At 70.3% G+C, this 18869-nt stretch carries 20 protein-coding genes and 1 pseudogene; 11 read left to right on the top strand and 10 right to left on the bottom strand.

Annotation, left to right across the window (positions count from 1 at the left end; translation table 11 throughout):
• Positions 1-90: 90 nt before the first annotated feature.
• Positions 91-1818 (top strand): sensor histidine kinase, encoded by a 1728-nt coding sequence (locus OG430_RS06710; protein WP_327351493.1) that lies wholly within the window; start codon positions 91-93, stop codon positions 1816-1818.
• Between the two features lie 11 nt (positions 1819-1829).
• Here OG430_RS06710 and OG430_RS06715 read toward each other — a convergent pair whose 3' ends face one another.
• The 6 genes and pseudogenes from OG430_RS06715 to OG430_RS49425 form a co-directional block, all read right to left on the bottom strand.
• Entirely contained in the window at positions 1830-2522 is a 693-nt protein-coding gene (locus OG430_RS06715) for a response regulator transcription factor (RefSeq protein ID WP_327351494.1), read from the bottom strand.
• A gap of 102 nt (positions 2523-2624) precedes the next feature.
• On the bottom strand, positions 2625-3281 hold the full coding sequence (locus OG430_RS06720; protein ID WP_327351495.1) for a CBS domain-containing protein: 657 nt from the start codon (positions 3279-3281) through the stop codon (positions 2625-2627).
• Positions 3274-3918, bottom strand: a complete 645-nt coding sequence (locus tag OG430_RS06725) for an oxidoreductase (RefSeq protein ID WP_327351496.1) — start codon at positions 3916-3918, stop codon at positions 3274-3276. The genes OG430_RS06720 and OG430_RS06725 overlap by 8 nt, the downstream gene beginning before the upstream one ends.
• Positions 3919-3977: 59 nt before the next feature.
• The gene (locus OG430_RS06730; protein ID WP_327351497.1) at positions 3978-4442 is read right to left on the bottom strand and encodes a Crp/Fnr family transcriptional regulator; all 465 of its coding nucleotides are present in this window, start codon (positions 4440-4442) and stop codon (positions 3978-3980) included.
• A 657-nt stretch (positions 4443-5099) separates the two neighbouring features.
• Positions 5100-5600: a flavodoxin domain-containing protein gene (locus tag OG430_RS06735; protein ID WP_327351498.1), complete on the bottom strand. Its 501-nt coding sequence runs from the start codon at positions 5598-5600 to the stop codon at positions 5100-5102.
• A 13-nt stretch (positions 5601-5613) separates the two neighbouring features.
• Positions 5614-5724, bottom strand: a pseudogene (locus OG430_RS49425) (CBS domain-containing protein); the annotation flags it as partial.
• A 398-nt stretch (positions 5725-6122) separates the two neighbouring features.
• On the opposite strand from OG430_RS49425, the gene OG430_RS06740 reads away from it, so the two are divergent.
• The 5 genes from OG430_RS06740 (at position 6123) to OG430_RS06760 (ending at position 12252) form a co-directional block, all read left to right on the top strand.
• Positions 6123-6992, top strand: a complete 870-nt coding sequence (locus tag OG430_RS06740) for a universal stress protein (RefSeq protein WP_327351499.1) — start codon at positions 6123-6125, stop codon at positions 6990-6992.
• Between the two features lie 61 nt (positions 6993-7053).
• Positions 7054-9441 (top strand): phosphoketolase family protein, encoded by a 2388-nt coding sequence (locus tag OG430_RS06745; RefSeq protein WP_327358979.1) that lies wholly within the window; start codon positions 7054-7056, stop codon positions 9439-9441.
• A 29-nt stretch (positions 9442-9470) separates the two neighbouring features.
• Positions 9471-10358, top strand: coding sequence for a universal stress protein (locus tag OG430_RS06750; protein ID WP_327351500.1), 888 nt, complete (start codon positions 9471-9473; stop codon positions 10356-10358).
• 49 nt (positions 10359-10407) lie between these two features.
• Positions 10408-11226, top strand: a complete 819-nt coding sequence (locus tag OG430_RS06755) for a universal stress protein (RefSeq protein WP_327351501.1) — start codon at positions 10408-10410, stop codon at positions 11224-11226.
• A gap of 396 nt (positions 11227-11622) precedes the next feature.
• Entirely contained in the window at positions 11623-12252 is a 630-nt protein-coding gene (locus OG430_RS06760; RefSeq protein ID WP_327351502.1) for a DoxX family membrane protein, read from the top strand.
• Between the two features lie 268 nt (positions 12253-12520).
• Here the strand turns inward: OG430_RS06760 and OG430_RS06765 are convergent, their stop codons facing one another.
• Complete coding sequence (locus OG430_RS06765) at positions 12521-12994, bottom strand: Asp23/Gls24 family envelope stress response protein (protein ID WP_327351503.1); 474 nt, start codon at positions 12992-12994, stop codon at positions 12521-12523.
• A 434-nt stretch (positions 12995-13428) separates the two neighbouring features.
• Here OG430_RS06765 and OG430_RS06770 point away from each other — a divergent pair, with 434 nt between their 5' ends.
• The 4 genes from OG430_RS06770 (at position 13429) to OG430_RS06785 (ending at position 16096) form a co-directional block, all read left to right on the top strand.
• Entirely contained in the window at positions 13429-13878 is a 450-nt protein-coding gene (locus tag OG430_RS06770) for an STAS domain-containing protein (protein WP_327351504.1), read from the top strand.
• A gap of 80 nt (positions 13879-13958) precedes the next feature.
• Positions 13959-14540, top strand: a complete 582-nt coding sequence (locus OG430_RS06775; RefSeq protein ID WP_327351505.1) for a hypothetical protein — start codon at positions 13959-13961, stop codon at positions 14538-14540.
• Complete coding sequence (locus OG430_RS06780; protein WP_327351506.1) at positions 14537-15292, top strand: GAF and ANTAR domain-containing protein; 756 nt, start codon at positions 14537-14539, stop codon at positions 15290-15292. The genes OG430_RS06775 and OG430_RS06780 overlap by 4 nt, the downstream gene beginning before the upstream one ends.
• A gap of 87 nt (positions 15293-15379) precedes the next feature.
• Entirely contained in the window at positions 15380-16096 is a 717-nt protein-coding gene (locus OG430_RS06785) for a GAF and ANTAR domain-containing protein (protein WP_327351507.1), read from the top strand.
• A 76-nt stretch (positions 16097-16172) separates the two neighbouring features.
• On the opposite strand, the gene OG430_RS06790 is transcribed toward OG430_RS06785, so the two are convergent.
• The 3 genes from OG430_RS06790 to OG430_RS06800 form a co-directional block, all read right to left on the bottom strand.
• Positions 16173-16562 carry a hypothetical protein gene (locus tag OG430_RS06790; RefSeq protein ID WP_327359497.1) on the bottom strand — a complete coding sequence of 130 codons (390 nt, stop codon included), beginning with the start codon at positions 16560-16562 and terminating at the stop codon, positions 16173-16175.
• A 372-nt stretch (positions 16563-16934) separates the two neighbouring features.
• A complete protein-coding gene (locus OG430_RS06795) occupies positions 16935-17285 on the bottom strand; it encodes a hypothetical protein (RefSeq protein WP_327359498.1) in 351 nt (116 codons plus the stop codon).
• Positions 17282-17911 carry a hypothetical protein gene (locus OG430_RS06800; RefSeq protein WP_327351508.1) on the bottom strand — a complete coding sequence of 210 codons (630 nt, stop codon included), beginning with the start codon at positions 17909-17911 and terminating at the stop codon, positions 17282-17284. The genes OG430_RS06795 and OG430_RS06800 overlap by 4 nt, the downstream gene beginning before the upstream one ends.
• A gap of 288 nt (positions 17912-18199) precedes the next feature.
• Between OG430_RS06800 and OG430_RS06805 the strand changes: the two genes are divergently transcribed.
• Positions 18200-18853 (top strand): GNAT family N-acetyltransferase, encoded by a 654-nt coding sequence (locus OG430_RS06805; protein ID WP_327351509.1) that lies wholly within the window; start codon positions 18200-18202, stop codon positions 18851-18853.
• Positions 18854-18869: the final 16 nt, after the last annotated feature.

The following is an 18869-nucleotide window of genomic DNA, read 5'->3' on the forward strand; positions in this document are numbered from 1 at the left end:
GAACCCGCTGTCCGGCGGCCTCTCCCCTGCATCGTCAACGCCGACTACCTTGGGCTCGGATGCCTGCCACATCCGCTCCGGGAGGCACCGATGGGCGAGGACCATGCGCGGGGGTCAGGGCAGCTGACACGGCTGCGGCTGGATGAGCTGCTCGAAGAGCTGCAGGCACGGATCGGAGCAGTACGCGGGACCCGGGATCGGCTGCACACGCTGCTCGAAGCGGTGCTTTCGGTGGGCCGGGAACTGGATCTGGCGCAGGTGCTGCAGCGGATCGCGGAGACCGCGGTGGCGCTGGTGGACGCCGGATACGGAGCACTGGGCGTGATCGGGCAGGGACAGCTCCTCGATGAGTTCCTGCCGGTGGGGATCAGTGACGAACTACGAGCGGAGATCGGGGACTTGCCGTCCGGACACGGGCTGCTCGGCGAGCTGATCCGAAATCCGGAGCCGCTGCGGCTCGCGGAGCTGTCCGAGCATCCGGCGTCGTCAGGGTTCCCGGCGCACCATCCGCCGATGCACTCGTTCCTAGGAGTACCGATCCGGGTGCGGGACAAGGTGTTCGGGAACCTGTACCTGACGGAGAAGCGCGGTGCGGGGCAGTTCGACGCCGAGGACGAGGCGGTGCTCTCCACTCTTGCGGTCGCTGCCGGGATCGCGATCGAGAACGCGCGGCTGTACGAGGAGGCGCGCCTGCGGCAGCGGTGGCTGGAGGTGAGCGCCGAGGTCACCAGTGAGCTGTTGTCCGGGGCTTCGGAGGCACGGGTCCTTGAGCTGATGGTCGAGAGGGCACAGCAGCTCACGTCTGCCGAGCTGGGCGTCGTACAACTGGTGCAACCCTCAGGTGAGTTGAAGCCCGTGCTTGCCCTGGGGCAGGGCGCCCAGGCACATGAAGGCGTGCTGCTGCCCCGGGAGGGGACGTTCGCGGGGGCGGCTCTTGATGCGGGCGCGTTGGTGGAGACAGCCGAGGCGGGCAAGGACGGGCGGCTGACGTTCCGGCCCGAACGGTGGGACGGGATCGGACCCGTCGTGGCCGTGCCGATGAGCACCGGGGACGGCGTGCGGGGTGTGCTGCTGCTCGGGCGGAGGGCGGGCCGCCCGGCGTTCGGACCGTTGGAGACGGCGCCGCTGACGGGGTTCGCCGGGCAGGCAGCGCTCGCGCTGGAACTGGCCGACCGGCGGCGCGACGCCGAGCAGGTCAGCCTCCTGGCCGACCGGGACCGTATCGCCCGTGACCTGCATGACCTGGCGATCCAGCGGCTCTTCGCGACGGGCATGACGTTGCAGAGTGCGCAGCGGTTCGTGGAGCATCCGGAGGCGGTGGAGCGGCTGCAGCGCGCCGTGGACGATCTGGACACCACGATCAAGATCATCCGGTCGACCATCTTCGGGCTTCGCGAGGACGATGCCCCCGGCGTGGCACCGGGCCTGCGGGTCCGTCTGGTGCGGGCGGCCGAGGAGGCCGGGCCGGGGCTCGGCTTCACCGCGGCGCTGCGGATGGAGGGCCTGCTGGAGACGAATGTGCCGCGCCCGGTGGCCGACGATGTGGTGGCCGTGGTGGTGGAGGGACTGTCGAATGTCGCCCGGCATGCGCGAGCCGCGCGGGCCGAGGTGTCTCTCGTCGTACGCACAGGGCAGCTGGTGCTGACCGTTGAGGACGACGGCGTCGGTACGCAGAGCGGCGCGGGCCGACGCAGCGGGCTGCGGAACCTGGCCGAACGGGCCGAGCAGCTCAACGGTGAGCTGGCGGTCGGCCCCGGCGGCGACGGCGGGACGCGGCTGGTGTGGCGGGTTCCGCTGTCCGGGTCCAGTGGGGCGTAGCCGGCCGGACGTCAGAGGGATGTGTCTGGCAGGGGTGGGGCCTGGGCCGCGATGACGGCGGCCTGGATGCGGCGCGCCACACCCAGTTTGGCGAGGAGGCGGGAGATCTGATTCTTGACCGTCTTCTCGGACAGGTAGAGCTGTTTGCCGATCTGCCGGTTGGTGAGGCCCTGGCCGATGAGGGCGAGGATGGCGCGTTCGCGGTCGGTGAGGCCGGTCAGCCGTGGGTCCCCGGCGGGCTGCTCGGTCTCGTCCGGGCCGCGCAGGCTGCGCATGAGGCGGGCCGTGGTCGCCGGGTCGAGCAACGACTGGCCGGCGGCGACCGTGCGGACGGCGGTAACCAGGTCGGATCCCTTGATCTGCTTCAGGACGTAGCCCGCCGCACCCGCCATGATGGCGTCGAGGAGGGCGTCCTCGTCGTCGAACGACGTCAGCATCAGACACGCCAACTCCGGCATGTGCGAGCGCAGTTCGCGGCAGACGGCGATGCCGTCGCTGTCGGGCAGGCGTACGTCGAGGACGGCGACGTCGGGGCGCAGGGCCGGGCCGCGCACGAGGGCCTGTTCGCCGGTGCCGGCCTCGCCCACGACTTCGATGTCGGGTTCGGCGCCGAGCAGGTCGCTCAGGCCGCGGCGGACCACTTCGTGGTCGTCGAGGAGGAAGACCCTGATGGGCGGCTGTGGTGTGGGGGGCGGTGCGGTCATCGGGGCTCCCTCACGGGCGACTTCGGGCGACGGCTCGTACGAGACTGACCGGTGCGTGGTCGCGCACACCAGGGGCCGAACGGCCCTGTGCCAACTGTGCGTTCACGGGCGTACGACGTCTACCTTGATGTCGACGACGCCCTCAATCGCACGGATGGCCCGCGCCAGGACGGGCACGAGCGCCCGGTCACGCAGCCGGCCACCGACCGTGGCGACACCGCCGGCGACGGAGACGGTCACTTCGGAGATCGCCGGCAGCCGCGCGAGGATCGTGCGGCTGATCTCGTCGGCGATCTGCTCGTCTTCGCGCAGGAACACCTTGAGCAGGTCGCCTCGGCTGACGATCCCTTGCAGAAGACCGGAGTTGTCCACGACCGGCAGGCGCTTGACGCGGCGCCGGGCCATGACTCGGGCAGCCCCGGCGAGCGTGGCATCTGCGTGCACGGTGACCGCGGGGCTGGTCATCAGCTCTCCGGCCGTCACGGCGCCCGCCTTGGCGAGGTCGGAGAGGCGGCGCAGCACGTCGTACCGGGTCGGGTCGTCGTCGCGGAACTCCTCCTTGGGCAGCAGGTCCGCCTCGGACACGACGCCGATGACGCGGCCCTCACCGGACCGGACCGGCAGGGCGCTGATCTTCCATTCGTCGAGCAGCTCGACGATCTCCTTGAAGGGGGCGTCACGGCCGACAGCGACCACCGTGTGCGTCATCACGTCGCTGACCTTGTACGGAGAGCTGACCTTGTGCGTCGACTCAGGCATCAGCCTCTCCCCAAGTGCAGATGTGCGCGGGTGTGGTGGGTCGGTCGTCGGTGAGCGAGCCGATGACGATCCGGTCGGCCGGCAAGCCGTGGCGCAGGAGCTCCTGCCCGGTGTCACGGGCCAGTTGGCTGGGCGCGCACAGGAAAACGGTGGCGCGGTCGGGGTCGAAGCGGGCGCGGGCCAGGAGTGCGTGCACAGGGCCGATGCCGCCATACCAGTCGAGGCCGGGGCGGTCGACCGTGATCCCCGTGAAGGCGGTGGCCCAGCAGCGGGTCTCGTAGCGAGCCATGAGGGCCGTTGACTCCGGTGCGCCCAGCAGGAGGTTCAGGCGTCCGTATGCCCTGGGGTCGGCGACCACGTCCCGGATCAGCGGCCGCAGCGAGGCGAGCCCCATACCGTGCGCGATGACCAGCAAGTCATGGCCGAGGGCCTTCTCCAGGTGCCAGCCGGTCCCGAACGGCCCGGCGACATCCAGGTGGTCGCCAACCGCGGCCGCGTACACCGTGGCTTCGGCCTTTCGCACGGTGACGCCGAGACCGCCGGTCGTGGGCAGGGCGCTGACCGGGACGGCGTGCCTCCCGATGCGGGCGAACTGTCCGGCCACGAAGCCGGGCAGTGGCTCGCCCTCCGGGTCCATTCGCAGGGTGGCGCTATCGCATGTTTCGGGCCAGCGAGCCACCACTCGGTACATGGCGGTCATCGCGCGCCACCACTGCCGTACGGGGCGTACAGGTCGAGCAGCCGGGTGCGGGCAGACTGCAGGCGGTGAGCGAGGACCTTGCCCACCCACTGGGCGAGCGCCCGACCCAGCTCGGGGTCGTCGGCGCACATCGAACGCACCGCCATGGCGTCGAACTCGTGTGCACGGACCGGGGTCTCGGCGGTGGCGCCCATCTGCCAGACGTACGGGGTGAACAGCCAGGACCAGCCGACGAGTTCACCGAAGCCGAGCCGCTCGACGACCTGGGCCTGGCGGCCTGGCACATACAGGTCGAGGGCGATGGTGCCGGAGCGGATGATCCAGAAGCGGTCGGCGTGGCCGCCCTCGTTGAACAGGCGGGTGTCCTGGGGGATGTTGACCTCACGGGCGATGCGCATGAGGCGGCCTCGGTGCTCGGTCGACAGGACCTGCACCATGCGGGGGGTGGCGGTGGTGGTCATGGCTGCCTCCTCGGCTCTGGTCCGGTCTGCTACCAGCGTCCTGCGCGGACAAGGGCATGCAGCAGGGGCCGTTCGGGCCTGTCGACGGTCCGTTCAGCCCCGACGGCTGCCCCACTCGGGCCCGACCACGCCCCAGTCGCGCTCCCGCTCGGACATACGGTGGCGTAATGCCAATCCGCGCAGGGACCAGCGCAGCGTGAATGTGAGGGCCACGATCGCTGCGGCGGTTGCCACGCCAACGCCGATCGCCCGGCCGGTGGTGTCCTCGGTGGCCAGGGGCGCTGCAGCGATGAGTCCTCGCTGGTCGAGCCATATGCCGACAGCCTCGCCGCGTGCCGTTCCGGCAGGAACCTTGGCGGTGACCGTACGTCAGGTGCCGTCGGAATCCGTCCAGGGCACCGGTACCCCGCAGTAAGGGCCCTGCCGCCCTGCCTGGGCGCCACTGGTGGCGCGTCCTCGATGAGGTGGGCCCGCCCGTGGTGACGCGTACGTGCCTGGGCATGAGCCTCCGCCTGTGCGTCTCCTCATGCCGTCAGCGCGGTGGCCGTTCCCGCGGCCGGCACGCCTTGGAACAGGACGGCGACGTCCAGGCCGCCACCAGGTCGCAGCGGCGCCGCAAGGGATCGTGGCGCCAACTGCGTTGCAGGAGGGCAGCCTTCACGACTTGGTGTCCTGCGGCAGCTCCCTGGCGATGTCCTGAGCCCAGGAGGTGATGGCGGAGGTGTCGCGAAAGTCGCCGCCCTTCCCGGAGTCGACGATCATCCGGGCCATGCGGCCGCGGGCAGTGTCGTCGAGCCGGCCACCGAAGGTCCGGTGGCCTCGCGCGTCGAGGCGGCGGATGAGCCGCCGCACCTGGGCAGTCGGCGGCCGGCCGGGGGCCGAGTCGTCCAGGGGGCCGCTGCTGAACAGCCACACGGGCACGCGTTCCAGCGCCTTGCCGTGGCGGCGGGCGAAGCGGCGTGCGTCGCGGTGCCAGCGGCCCGCGTACAGGGCTCCGCCGAGGATCACCGCGTTGTACGTTCCGAGGTCTCGCACCTCGTCCGCCGGGCGGACCTCCACGGTGCAGTCGTGCCCCCGCAGTGCGTCGCCGATGCTGCGTGCGATGTCGGCGGTCGCCCCGTACTTCGTTCCGTACGTCACCAGGACGGTCCTGGCCATGGCTGCCTCCTCGCAGCTTGTGCAGCCAGTCGTCGGCGATGCCGTGCAACGCCTGGTCACTGGGCTGCAGATGGGAGTCGTCGCAGCAGTAGGTGAGCTTGTCCACGACCGCGACGACGCCGTCGGAACCTCAGCCGCAGGTTCTGCGGCGCCTCGTATAGGTGCAGCGCCGCGTCGTGGTCTTCGACCTCGGCGGGACGCATGCGGACGGTCGTGCCGTCCGACAGCAGGGCATGCACCCGTCGGGCGGGGATGGAGTGGCGGTCATGTCGTCCCTCTCCCGCTGCTCGCCGGCCGGTTGACGAACCCACCGTCCACCTCCGGCGTGTCGACTGCCGAGAGGCCAAGGGGCCCCGGACGAGGTCCGGTCGGCCTGTGGCCTGCTCGCGGTCACTGCCGGCGGTGCGGGCCGGTCGGCCCTCACCAGGGCCGGTTCGCCCCTGTCCACCCTCTGCCGCCGGTGCCAGCGTTCGATGAGGAGCGCGGCCACACCGGGCTGCGCCCGAAGGGGAGTTGACGACCATGGAGCAACCGCTGGCAGTGGGCGTGGACGGCTCGGAGTCCAGCCTCCGCGCCCTGGACTGGGCCGTGGACGAGGCCCTGCGGCGTGGCACCGAGCTGCGCATCCTGCATGGGTCGAGCTGGGAGTGGTACGAGGGCCGCGAACCGTCCTTCGAGATCAACCGAAGCTCGGTCCGGGTGTACGCGGACACCATCGTGGCGCAGGCCGTCGAGCGGGCCTACCGCCGCACGGTCGCCGTGAAGGCCACCGGTCAGGTCCTGCCCGCCGACCCGGCGGCTGCGCTGATCGAGGAGAGCCGCGAGGCCGGTGCCGTGGTCGTCGGTAGCCGGGGCAGGGGCGAACTGACCGGCCTGTTGCTCGGGTCGGTGAGCCTGGCGGTCGCCGCGCAGGCCGAGTGCCCGGTGATCGTGGTGCGCGGAGCCGAGCAGAATCTGGCGGGCGGCTTCGGTCAGGTGGCCGTCGGCGTGGACAGCGCCGAGGATGCGGCGCCCGTCCTGGAGTTCGCGTTCCACGCCGCCGAGCGCCGAGACGCAGAGGTGCGGGCCGTGCATGCGTGGCGCTGCCCCGCGCACGAACTCCCCGACCATCCGCGCGCCGAGGATGCCACGGATGCCCATCGGCTGCTTGCCGAGGGCGAGTTGGCGCAGGCGCTGCGCGAGCAGCTATCCGTCCACCGCGACCGCACCGTGCGCCGCGAGGTCGTCGAGGGCCGGGCCCGCACCGCGCTGCTCGACTCCGCGAAGACGGCGGACCTGCTCGTGGTCGGCGCCCGTCGCCGCAAGGGGCACGTCGGCATGCAGCTCGGACCGGTCAATCACGCCGTGCTGCACCACGCGAGCTGCCCGGTCGCGGTGGTTCCGCACCTCTGAGCCCGAACACCACCTCAGGCGGACCGGCGGCCTGACCCCGGCCGCCCGTGGAACCCGCTCCCTGCACGACCACTCGCGTACCCCGACGGAAGGCAAGCGCCTCATGCCCAGGAACCAGCTCTCCACCCTGGACGCACATTGGCGCGCCGCCAACTACCTGGCGGCCGGCCAGATCTACCTGATGGACAACCCGCTGCTCACCGAGCCGCTCAGGCCCGAGCACATCAAGCCGCGGCTGCTCGGCCACTGGGGCACCTCTCCCGGCCTCAACCTCGTGTACACACACCTCAACCGGATCATCAAGGAGCGCGGCCAGGAGACTCTGTGCATCTGGGGTCCCGGCCACGGCGGCCCGGCGGTGCTCGCCGGGTCCTGGTTGGACGGCAGTTACTCGCAGACCTACCCCGATGTCACCCGCGACGCGGCCGGGATGGCCCGGCTCTTCGGGCAGTTCTCGTTTCCCGGCGGCGTTCCGAGCCATGTCGCACCGGAGACGCCCGGCTCGATCCACGAGGGCGGTGAACTCGGCTACTCCCTGGCCCATGCGTACGGAGCCGCGTTCGACAACCCGCATCTGCTGGTCGCCTGTGTGATCGGCGACGGAGAAGCGGAGACCGGCCCGCTTGCCGCGTCCTGGCACTCCACCAAATTCCTCGACCCGGTGCACGACGGCGCGGTCCTGCCGATCCTGCACCTCAACGGCTACAAGATCGCCAATCCGACGGTCCTGTCACGCATCCCCCAGGACGAACTCGACGCCCTGCTCAAGGGATACGGACACGAGCCGCTGTATGTCACGGGCAGTGAGCCCGACCGGGTCCACCGCGACCTCGTTCACGCCCTGGACCAGGCGCTCGACCGCATCACTCGTATCAAGGCCGATGCCCCCGCCGCCAAGGGCCGTCCCCGCTGGCCCATGATCGTGCTGCGCACCCCCAAGGGCTGGACCGGCCCGGCGAGCGTCGACGGCATCCCGGTCGAGGACACCTGGCGCGCTCATCAGGTCCCTCTCTCCGCCGTACGTGAAAACCCTGACCATCTGCGCCAGTTGGACCAGTGGCTGCGCTCCTACCGGCCGCACGAGCTCTTCGACGCCGACGGCCGCCCCCGCCCCGAGGTCCTCGCCTGCATCCCCGAGGGCACCAGGCGCCTGGGCTCCACCCCGCACGCCAACGGCGGTCTGCTCACCCGCAGTCTGCCGATCCGCCCACTGGAGGACTTCGCCGTCCCCGTCGACAAACCGGGCAGCACCCTGCACGAACCGACACGGGTACTCGGCGATCTGCTCGCCGCCGTGATGGCGGACACCGCCGGGCGGCGTGATTTCCGCGTGGTCGGCCCCGACGAGACGGAATCCAACCGCCTGGGGGCCCTGCTCGAGCAGACCGGAAAGGCATGGCAGGCCCAGACCCTGGCCACCGACCAGCACCTGGCCCGTGACGGCCGCGTCATGGAGGTGCTGTCCGAGCACCTCTGCCAGGGCTGGCTCGAGGGCTATCTGCTGACCGGCCGGCACGGGCTGTTCTCGTCGTACGAAGCCTTCGTGCACATCGTCGACTCGATGGTGAACCAGCACATCAAGTGGCTCAAGTCATCCCTCGCCCTGCCGTGGCGGGCGCCTGTTCCGTCCCTCAACTACCTGCTGACCTCGCACGTGTGGCGCCAGGACCACAACGGCTTCAGCCACCAGGACCCCGGCTTCGTCGACCACGTGCTCAACAAGAGCCCCGAGGTCGTCCGCGTCTACTTCCCGCCGGACGCCAACACCCTCCTGTCGGTGGCCGAACACGCCCTCAACAGCCGGGACTACGTCAACGTGATCGTCGCGGGCAAGCAGCCCTGCTTCGACTGGCTCTCCCTCGACGAGGCCCGCGCCCACTGCGCACGCGGCGCGGGCATCTGGGACTGGGCAGGCACCGAGGACGGCACCGGCGAACCGGACGTCGTGCTCGCCTGCGCGGGCGACGTGCCCACTCAGGAAGTCCTGGCCGCCGCTGCCCTGTTGCGCGGGCACCTGCCCGAGCTCACGGTCCGGGTCGTCAACGTCATCGACATCGCCCGTCTGATGCCGCGTGAGGAACACCCGCACGGCATGCCCGACTCCGAGTACGACGCCCTGTTCACCCGCGACAAGCCGGTGATCTTCGCCTACCACGGCTACCCCTGGCTGATCCACCGCCTCGTCTACCGCCGCACCGGCCACGCGCACCTGCACGTGCGCGGCTACAAGGAGTCCGGCACCACCACGACCCCCTTCGACATGGTCGTACGCAACGACCTCGACCGGTACCGACTGGTCATGGACGTCATCGACCGCGTCCCCGGCCTCGCCGTCCGGGCCGCCTCCGTACGCCAGCAGATGGCCGACACCCGCACCCGCCACCACGCCTGGATCCGCGCCCACGGCACCGACCTGCCCGAGGTCGCGGACTGGGCCTGGCCCTACTGAACCGCTCTTGTCACCAATGGAGGTGAGTCATGAACCGTGTCATCACCGTCGGCCTCGACGGCTCGCGGGAAAGCCTGGACGCCGCCGCCTGGGCCGCCCGCGAAGCCGTACGCCGCGGCCTCACGCTGCAGCTGCTGCACGCCACCGACGGTCCCCGCTCACGCACCGGACTCCCCGAACTCGACGTCAGCGCAGACCGGTTGACCGGCGCCCTGAGCCGGGCCGTCGTCGGCCTCTCCTACGCCCACCCGGCCCTGGAGCTCCACGCCCGGCACATCACCGGACCGCCCGTCCCGGCCCTGGTGGAAGCGGCGACCGAGGCAGAAGAGCTGATCCTCGGCTCCCGGGGCTTCAGCGGATTCGCCGCCTTCATGGTTGGCTCGGTCGCCCTCGGGGTGGCCTCCCGCGCCGAACGTCCGGTCGTCCTCGTCCGCGCCGGCGAACTCCCCGAGGACGCCCACGAACCCGACGCCGAGGAAGCCTCATCACGCACGACGCCGTACCGCCCGGTGGTCCTCGGCCTCGATCTCACGCAGCCGAGCGACGACCTGCTCTCGTACGCGTTCGGCGCCGCCGCGTCCCGGAACGCACCGCTCGAAGTCGTGCACGCCTGGACCCTGCCGCCGCTCTCGACGTACATCCCCGCGATCACCGTCACGGCCGACACCACCGACCTGGAGACGGACACCCGGCAAGCCCTCACCGCGACCCTGCAGCCGTGGCAGCGCAAGTTCCCGGACACGCCCGTCACCGAACACCTCGTTTACGGACACGCCGGCCACACCCTCCTCAAGGCGTCCCTGGGCGCCTCTCTGGTGGTCATCGGCCGACGCCTGCCCGGAGCCCGCCTGGGCCGGGTCGCGCACTCCGTCATCCGCCACGTGGCCTGCCCCGCCGTGGTGGTCCCGCACGTCTGACCCGGCTCCCGGCGCAGGCCCCTGGCCACCGCCGAAAGGGAGGAACGCCATGATCATCCGTCGCGTCACCGTCGGTGTGGACGGTTCTCTGAACTCCGTACGCGCCCTGGACCGGGCTGCCGAGGAGGCAGCCCGGCGCACTGCGGCCCTGGAGATCGTGTACGCCGTCCCCGACCTCGACGTGGCCGGCCCGGTCCTTGTCTCCGCGGCCGCACGAGTACGTGCCCGCCACCCCGGGCTTCCGATCACCACGCTCCCGGTCGCGGGGAACGCGGCTGCCGTCCTCGCGACGCGCGCACGCGATGCCACGCTCACAGTCGTCGGCTGCCGGAGCTTCGGTGGACTCGCCGGAGCGGCATTCGGCTCGGTGAGCCGGCGCCTGGCCTCGTTCGCGGGCGGTCCGCTGCTCGTCGTACGGGGCGATGGTGCGCCGCGCCCGTACGGCGAAGTACTGCTCGTGCTCGACCGCGAGCCGCGGACCGGCGCGACGGCATACGCCCTCGAGGAGGCCGAGCTACGCGGTGCGTGGCTGCGGACCCTGCGCACCTCGGCCCACCAGCACGTGGTGCCAGTGCCCATGGCCCACGAGCGCCTCGGTTCCTCTGCGTCGCGCCTGCCAGCTGACGACGCATCGGCTCGGGCAGCCGGCGAACCGCAACCGCGAGCCCTCACGAAGACGCGCCAAGCTACCGGTGCCCCGCAGACTCTGCTCGAGGCCACCCGGACAGCGGACGTCGTCGTGATCGCCCGCCGACACGGTGCCGGCGCACGCGGCCGGCAACTCGGCTCCGTCGCGCACACGTTGCTGCACCGGTCGCACTGCCCCGTGTTGATCGTTCCCGTCACCGAGCGCCGCTGCCGCGTGTGACCGCTCTTCCATGACGGCTACGCCATCAGCGGCCCACAAGCGACGCTGTCGTACGGCAGCGTCGAGGCAGTACAACCGCACTCAACCAGGAACTCAGCGATGTCGTGCCGACCCTCGGCACGCCAAACAGCGCCATCTCGCGATGCGTCCGCCCGACTTCAGGGCACACGGGCTGTCCGCAGCGTCACCTCGTGATCCGCCGGCGGACCAGAGTCCGCGCAGGACCGCACCGGTTTGAGCGTTACGCAGGCATCCGCCAGGCGACCCAACCAGCCCTGAGATCAGGGCCGTTCAGCCCTCTACCCGCACCCCATCGGCATCCGGCGCCGCTCACCCACGCCGACGAGAGTGAGCGGTGTCAAGCAAGGACCCCACTGTCCCGAAGGGATCACCACCATGGCCGTGCACGAGCACCCTCAGCGGCACCCGGGCTTCCACCTGCCGTCGTCGCGCAGGAACCGGACCACCTCCGCACGCGAGCCCGCCGTGTCGGAACGCACCGGCACCCGCGCCGGTCGGGCCTACGCCTTCGCGTCCCTGCGTCTGCTCATCGGGTTCGCCTTCCTGTGGGCCTTCCTCGACAAGACCTTCGGGGTCGGCTACGCAACCCCGTCCGGCAAGGGCTGGATCGACGGCGGCTCACCCACCCAGGGCTTCCTCAGCAGCGTGGCCGCAGGGCCGATGGAGTCCACGTTCCACGGCTGGGCCGGGGACACCTGGGCGAACTGGCTGTTCATGCTCGGCCTGCTCGGCATCGGCATCGCACTGATCGCCGGTGTGGCACTGCGGTTCGCCGCAGTCGCCGGCACCTTGATGATGGCGCTGATGTGGATCGCCGAATGGCCGCCCGCGAAGACCCTCTCCGACGGCTCGCCGAGCCTGTCCACGAACCCACTCGTCGAATACCACGTCATCTACGCCGTCGCCCTCATCGCCCTCGCAGCGGCAGCCGCCGGCGATGCCCTGGGCCTCGGCAGGCGCTGGGCCAAACTCCCGTTCGTCAGCCGGAACGGTTGGCTGCGCTGACCGCGGGAGGGGCGGCGGGTCTCCAAGGGAGGCCCGCCAATTCACCCCGTCACAGGCCCCCCTCTGCGCTGCCCTCGTCGGACTCGCCCTCCTCGCCGTGCACATGGGCGGCGTGGGGGGCTGGGTGGACTCCCCGACGAGGCGGTGGACGCCGGCGCTGGGCGGTACCAGGCGATCCACCCTCTACAAGGTCGGCTTTGAACGCCGGCTCGTCACCTCCATGAGGCGAGCGTTCCTGCCCAGCTGTACGGAGCCTGGCTCGACGGCGCTACTGGACGCGGCCCTCGCCGGTGTCCGGCTCGTCGTCGTCCGGCAGGTGCACGTCGTTGACGGCGATGTTCACCTCGACGACTTCCAGGCCCGTCATCCGTTCCACCGCGCCGATCACGTTCTCGCGGACCTCTGCGGCGACCTCGGTGATGCTGATCCCGTATTCCACGACGACCTGAAGGTCGATGGCGGTCTGCTTCTCACCGACTTCGACCTTGACGCCGCGCCCCGCGCTCGCGCCCCCGCCGGGAACCCGGTCGCGCATCGACCCGATGGTGCGGGTGAATCCGCCACCCAGGGCGTGGATTCCGGGGACCTCCCGCGCGGCGATCCCGGCCATCTTCTCCACCACACCGTCCGCGATGGTCGTCTTGCCGCGCAGCTCAGATTCGGCCGGCAGCACTGTGCCCAGGCCGGTGCGGGATTCGTCGGGCTTGGCCTTCTGCAGGGTGGAACTGTTCGGCTCCGTCATGGGAAGCCACCTCCTCGGGCGGTACAGGGCCTGGCGTGCCCGGGCGGCCACCGACGGCCACGTTGCACCCTGCGTGTCCAAGTACCTTGCCGGGCAACGAACATGCGTTCACGGCTTCACTTTGCGGGCATCGGCTCACTCCAAGCGGGCACGGCTTCCGGCCGCCCGTCGGGCCGGTCCGGGGACTATGCTCAGCGGTGGACGTCCCAGACCCCGGCGGCTCGTTGTTGCTCCAACGGATGGCTGCGGGTAGCGGATTGCTCGTCCCCTCACCTGACGCATCCCCCTGGGGGACTGGCGGGTTCCTCTTCTACTGGACCGGCCTTCCACCTGCCTCCGCCGTACCTACACCCCGCCGAGAGCACGCCCGGTGCCCGAGAACCCCGGCTCCGTCGTGCTGCAACTGCCCGGCGGGTCTTGCGAACCGAGGCGCCATGGCGTTACCGCAATTGAACGTCTACCGGCACGACCGGAACACCCGGGCCCTGATCACCCTGTCCGGTGAGATCGACCTGGAGTCCGTACCCCTGCTGCGCGAGACGCTGGAGCGATGTCTGCGCGACGGCATCCGCACATTCGACATCGACCTCACCCCCGTCATCTTCTGCGACTGCACCGGCCTCAACGCCTTCATCAAGGCGGCGCAGCAGATCAACACAGCCGGCGGCTCGCTCCAGCTGCACTACCCGCCACCCATGCTGACCCGGATGATCACCCTCGCCCGCTGCACCTTCCTCCTCTCAAGCCCTGCGCCCACCCCGGCAACGGCTCTCCTGCCAAACCCCGTTCCCGCACCCATGCCGGCAACGCTGCCCGTGCCGTGCCTCGAGACCCTGCGCCGCCTCACCCCCGCCGCGCCGGTCACCTCGGGCGGTGTGCCGTGAAGGCCCGGCCCGGCCGAGCGCTGTCACGGAAACCCGGCACCGAGGGATCCTCCGCCAAGGACGGAGTGCGTGTGCGTCGCGTGAACCGCTGGCTGGCGGAGGACATGCGCGAGGACCTGGCGGATCTGCACGCGGCGTTCTGCGCGACATCTCCCAGCGAGCCCTTCCGAAGTCGCAGCCGCCTCGACTTCCTGAGCCGCCTCGGCGGTGACACCCGGCGGCCGGGGTTCGCCATGGTGATCGCGGAGACGGTGGACTTGGCAGGGTGCGCGTTCGGATTCCCGGTCCCCCGTGACGGCTTGTGGTGGCTCGGCTTCGACGGCGTGCTGCCGCTCAGCGTCCGGCAACTCACCGAGTCTGGAGGCGTGTTCGCGATCACCCATCTCCTGGTCCGCCCACATGCACAGGAGTTGGAGGTGGCCAGCCGCTTACAGGAGCGGCTGCTTGCCGATCACCATGCGTCGCTGGGCGTCACCCTGGTGGCTCATGACGATCATCCTGCTCTCGATTCGGTCCGGTCCTGGGGATGGTGGGACCTCGGAGAGATCTGGCGCCCCGCCGGTCCCGCAGCGTTTTGGGTGCTGGTGCTTCCCGTCGGTGAACGAACGCCACAGAGGCTGGAAGGGCTTGCCCACCATGCCCGGCCCCGGTGGCCCGGGTGAGGTCCAACGGCCGGTCGGTCCGGATCCAGTTGCTGGTCGCCGAACAGGCGGCCCAGCGAGGTGGGCAGGTCGGCGTGATGGACGTGTGCACGGCGGCCGTGGTCGCGTTGCCGGTGAACGGTGCCGGGGTGTCCGCGATGTCCAGCACTGCGGCCAGCCATCCCCTGTGCAGCACCGACGAGATCAGCGAGAAGTTGGAAGAACTGCAGCTCACTCTCGGCGAGGGACCTTGCGTGGATGCCTTCACCCATCAGACCGCCGTCCTGACACCTGATCTGCGGAACGGCGAACTACAGGACCACTGGCCGGTGTTCGCGGAAGCAGCCCTGGAGGCCGGAGCACGCGCGGTCTTCGCCTTCCCCCTACAGATCGGGGCGATCAGCCCAGGAGTGCTCGACCTGTACGGCAATGCACCCGGCACGTTGGACGTGGAGGAACTGGCCGATGCCCTGGCCTTCGCCCGCACGGCTACCCTCGTTCTGCTCGACACGCAGATCGACGCGACGGGAGCGCCCCCCGACGCGGACACCGCACACGAAGACGCTGCAGATCTGGGCGGATACCGGGCCGAGATCGACCAGGCCATCGGCATGCTCACGGTCCAGCTCGGCGTCGGCATCGAGGAAGCCTTCATCCGGCTGCGCGCCTACTCCTACGCCCATGGCCGCCGCCTGTCTGATGTCGCCGCCGACGTGGTGGCCCACAGGCTCCACCTCGCTGACGACACGGATCCGGGCGATCACCATGGCTGACGTCCTCGCGCCCCGACATCGACAATGCCCTCTGCTGCACTTCCCGCTCCCTCGGGGCGGTACTACTCTCCGTCAAGGGTGTGTCCGATGAATGAGCAGCTGCTGGCCAAGACCTTCGTCGAACTGGCCGACAACCTGGTAGCCGACTTCGATCTGATCGACTTCCTGCGCCTGCTGACCGACCGCTGCGTGGGCATACTCGACGTGACCGCGGCCGGTGTGCTCCTTGCCGACCACGACGGTGAACTGCGCGTCATGGCCGCCTCCGACGAGCAGGTACGCCTCCTGGAACTTTTCCAGCTCCAAAGCGACGAGGGCCCCTGCCTGGAGTGCTTCCATGGCGGCGTGCCGGTGACCGTGGCGGACCTGAGCACGCAGACCGCGCGGTGGCCGCGGTTCACCGAGGCGGCGGACCTGTGCGGGTTCGGCGCGGTCCAGGCCGTGCCGATGCGACTGCGGGACGAGGTCGTCGGCGCCCTCAACCTCTTCCGAGCCACGCCGGGCCCCTTCGACCCGTTCGGCGCTTCCATCGCCCAGGCCCTGGCCGACGTCGCGACCATCAGCCTGCTGCAGCAGCGCTCGACCCAGCGCAGCACCGTCCTCAACGAGCAGCTCCAGACCGCGCTCAACAGCCGCGTACTGATCGAACAGGCCAAGGGCAAACTCGCCGAACGCCGGAACATCGACATGGAACAAGCCTTCAGTGCGCTGCGCGGCTACGCCCGCGCCCACAACCGGCGCCTGTCTGACGTGGCCCGTGCCTTCATCGACAATGCCGAGCCGCTCGCCGGCCTGGATACCTGACCCTCATGGCGTAGTTGACCACGGTGCGCCAGTTGTCCGACTCGGCAGTGATCAGGCCGCGCGACCGGCCCGAGAGTCAATTCGCCGCATCGTGGATCCAGTCCACCGCGCTGTTGGCAGTGTTGGCGTTGAGCAGGAAGAAGGCGATCCAAAGGATCAGAATCAGTGCTGTGATGTCCGCGATGTGGAGGATGACCGTCCCCGCGGGATTTCCGCAGTGGCGGCTCGCCCTACCCGACGACCCGCCTCGACAGCTGAATGAAACCTCGGGCCGCCCGAATGACTGGCTGACATAGGGGAACACGGCCGACAGCGACGCAGACCTCGCAACGGGCTGAGGCGCATCGCCCCCTGGCAGGAGTAGGTAAATGCTCGCCTTCGCAGCAGCTGTGCTCTTCGTCATCGCCTTCATCATCCACGCCACCGAGACGTCGACCGAGGCGATCTTCAGCCCGACCGGTCTCATGCTTGTCGGACTTGCCCTCCTTGCACTGCACTCGGGCGGTGTGGGATCCGGATGGGCTGCCCGGGGCCGAGGCCGTGGACGCCGGCGTTGAGCAAAGGACCAGAGGCCGGGCCTTGGCGACCCGGCCGAGTCATAGCGTGCGCCCAGGATGACGTCGACCACGGGCGGCACCAACGTAACGAGGAGCCAAAGGAGAAGACGCCAGCAGCCTCAGGCCCATCGGGGTCGCCCGCGACTACGGAACGTCGGCTCCTTCGCCCCCTCCGAGTCTGGTGACGCCCCTTTCCGTACGACGGCTCGTAGCACCGGGCGTCATGCCGCATCAGGAAGCGGCGCGCGGCAGTCGTGCGGCGCGGACCTCACCGATCTCGATCAACAGGCGGCCCCCGGCCCCGTCAGAGGTGCCCCCAAAGGGCTGCCCCACAGTTCTCGCGGATCAGGTGGATTCGGGTCAGACTCGCGCAGCACGGCATGGCGTTCACCGAGGATCTGGCCGACCGTGGTGATGAGTTCGCCGAGCAGTGCGTCGGCTTCCTCGACGGCCAACCGTGGTGCATCCACGAAGCCGTTGACGGCGTGCTGGAGGCGCAGCTGCAGCTTGTCACGCTCGCCCGGCGGGAGTGCCGTGCCGGGCTCCGGCAGGCGGGTGGGCCGGCGGGGCTCGGACAGCGACATGGGTTCTTGGGGATCGGGCCTGCGCGCGGGTTGCTGGGCTTCGGTCACGGCGTGCTCCCTCGGCTGGCGTCGCGGCGCCGCAAGGTCCCCCAGGGGCGCCGCTCGGGCTCGTCACTGTGCTGTGAGCACGCGGCGCCGGGCCGTTCTCCGGCAAGGTCGTCGTAGAAGGCGCGGGCGTGCACGAAGAGGTCGCGCAGGTCCTCCGTCCTGCTCTTGCCTGCATCGGAGTGGTGGACGGCCGCGTGCAGGCGGCGGTAGCTCTCCAGGTGCTGCGGGTGGTGCACCGAGAGCGCGGCGAGCTGCTCCCGGTACGGTTCGGCCGGGAAGCCGCGCTCCTGCGCGAGCCCCCCGATCACCCCGTCGGCATGGGCCGCCGCCTTGGCGGGGGCGTCGACGAACTCCTCCTGGGCATAGGACCATTCGGCGGCGTACTGGTCGTACGCCTCGGCCGTCAGCGGGTGGACCTTCAGGTCACCGTGGCGGTGGACCCGGCCGTCCAGGTCCTTCTTGGCCGCCTTGGTGTCACCGTCGTACTGGGCCACGGTCCGCTCGTACTCCGGGCCGAAGCGATGGCGCAGGCCGCTGGCGCCCTCGCCCGCGAGGAACTTGGCGGCGAGCAGTCCGGCGATGAGGATCACCACCACGAGCAGGGCGATGAGGAAACCGGTGGACATGGTGTGCCTTCCGGTGGATGAGCCCACACTTGGGGCTGTGCGTGGCCGGGTAGCCGCGGGCAGCGGCACCAAACGGAACGACCTGGCGGAGGTCCCGTACGGCATCCGCATGACACCGGGGCGAGGGCTGCGCGCAACCCGCCGGCCTCGTGCCTCCAACCGGCCGGGGCCTCGGCTTCGGTCCGGAGCTATGCTGGTGAGAGACGTCCCAGTCCCCGGCGGCGCAGGGCCAGTTGGCCACGATCATTGCCCCGTACGTCCACCCGGTCTTCTGAACCGAGGCGTCCCATGCGCATTCCGCCGCACCCCGACGAAGCCGAAGAGTCACAGCCGTCCCCGATGGACACCGTGCGGCTACGCAGACTGAACCGCTGGCAGGCCGAGGACCTCCGGGAGGACCTCGCAGACCTGTATGTGGAGTCCTCGACCACCCGGCCCGGCGAAGAGTTCCGCGGCCGACAGGAGTTCTTGCACCGCCTGGCGGACAACGTACAGATGCCCGGATTCGTCATGCTGATCGCGGAGGCGCAGTCCGTGGTGGGCTGCGCCTACGGATTCCCTGTCGTGCGCGACGGCTCCTGGTGGCAGGGGTTCGACGGGCCGCTGCCGCAGAACATCGAGCAACTGACCGCGTCCGGGCATGTTTTCGCGATCACCGAAGTCGTCGTTCACCCGCATGGGCAGCATCGCGGTCTCGCGCGTCGGCTGCAGGAGCGGCTGCTCGCCGACCACCAGGCATCCCTCGGCATCACCTCGGTGGACCGGTCTGATCGCACCGCCTGCGCGGCCCTTCAGTCCTGGGGCTGGCAGGACGTCGGAGAGATCCGCCGGGAACCGCCCGGCGCCACCGCCCTGCGGGTCCTGGTGCTTCCGCTCGGCGAGCGCACGGCAGAGCATCCGGACGGCCTCGCGCACAACGACCGCACCCAACGGCCCGAATAGTCGGCAGAGTTGGCAG

The sequence above is a fragment of the Streptomyces sp. NBC_01304 genome, assembly GCF_035975855.1.
Lineage (GTDB): Bacteria > Actinomycetota > Actinomycetes > Streptomycetales > Streptomycetaceae > Streptomyces.

Bases quoted from the DNA above. Each gene is read 5' to 3' on its own strand.
- OG430_RS06720 (WP_327351495.1), bottom strand. From the start codon at position 3,281: ATGCCTGAGTCGACGCACAAGGTCAGCTCTCCGTACAAGGTCAGCGAC.
- OG430_RS06760 (WP_327351502.1), top strand. From the start codon at position 11,623: ATGGCCGTGCACGAGCACCCTCAGCGGCACCCGGGCTTCCACCTGCCG.
- OG430_RS06805 (WP_327351509.1), top strand. From the start codon at position 18,200: ATGCGCATTCCGCCGCACCCCGACGAAGCCGAAGAGTCACAGCCGTCC.
- OG430_RS06735 (WP_327351498.1), bottom strand. From the start codon at position 5,600: ATGGCCAGGACCGTCCTGGTGACGTACGGAACGAAGTACGGGGCGACC.
- OG430_RS06725 (WP_327351496.1), bottom strand. From the start codon at position 3,918: ATGGACCCGGAGGGCGAGCCACTGCCCGGCTTCGTGGCCGGACAGTTC.
- OG430_RS06800 (WP_327351508.1), bottom strand. From the start codon at position 17,911: ATGTCCACCGGTTTCCTCATCGCCCTGCTCGTGGTGGTGATCCTCATC.
- OG430_RS06755 (WP_327351501.1), top strand. From the start codon at position 10,408: ATGATCATCCGTCGCGTCACCGTCGGTGTGGACGGTTCTCTGAACTCC.
- OG430_RS06785 (WP_327351507.1), top strand. From the start codon at position 15,380: ATGAATGAGCAGCTGCTGGCCAAGACCTTCGTCGAACTGGCCGACAAC.
- OG430_RS06740 (WP_327351499.1), top strand. From the start codon at position 6,123: ATGGAGCAACCGCTGGCAGTGGGCGTGGACGGCTCGGAGTCCAGCCTC.
- OG430_RS06710 (WP_327351493.1), top strand. From the start codon at position 91: ATGGGCGAGGACCATGCGCGGGGGTCAGGGCAGCTGACACGGCTGCGG.
- OG430_RS06730 (WP_327351497.1), bottom strand. From the start codon at position 4,442: ATGACCACCACCGCCACCCCCCGCATGGTGCAGGTCCTGTCGACCGAG.
- OG430_RS06770 (WP_327351504.1), top strand. From the start codon at position 13,429: ATGGCGTTACCGCAATTGAACGTCTACCGGCACGACCGGAACACCCGG.
- OG430_RS06715 (WP_327351494.1), bottom strand. From the start codon at position 2,522: ATGACCGCACCGCCCCCCACACCACAGCCGCCCATCAGGGTCTTCCTC.
- OG430_RS06790 (WP_327359497.1), bottom strand. From the start codon at position 16,562: ATGAGACCGGTCGGGCTGAAGATCGCCTCGGTCGACGTCTCGGTGGCG.
- OG430_RS06765 (WP_327351503.1), bottom strand. From the start codon at position 12,994: ATGACGGAGCCGAACAGTTCCACCCTGCAGAAGGCCAAGCCCGACGAA.
- OG430_RS06750 (WP_327351500.1), top strand. From the start codon at position 9,471: ATGAACCGTGTCATCACCGTCGGCCTCGACGGCTCGCGGGAAAGCCTG.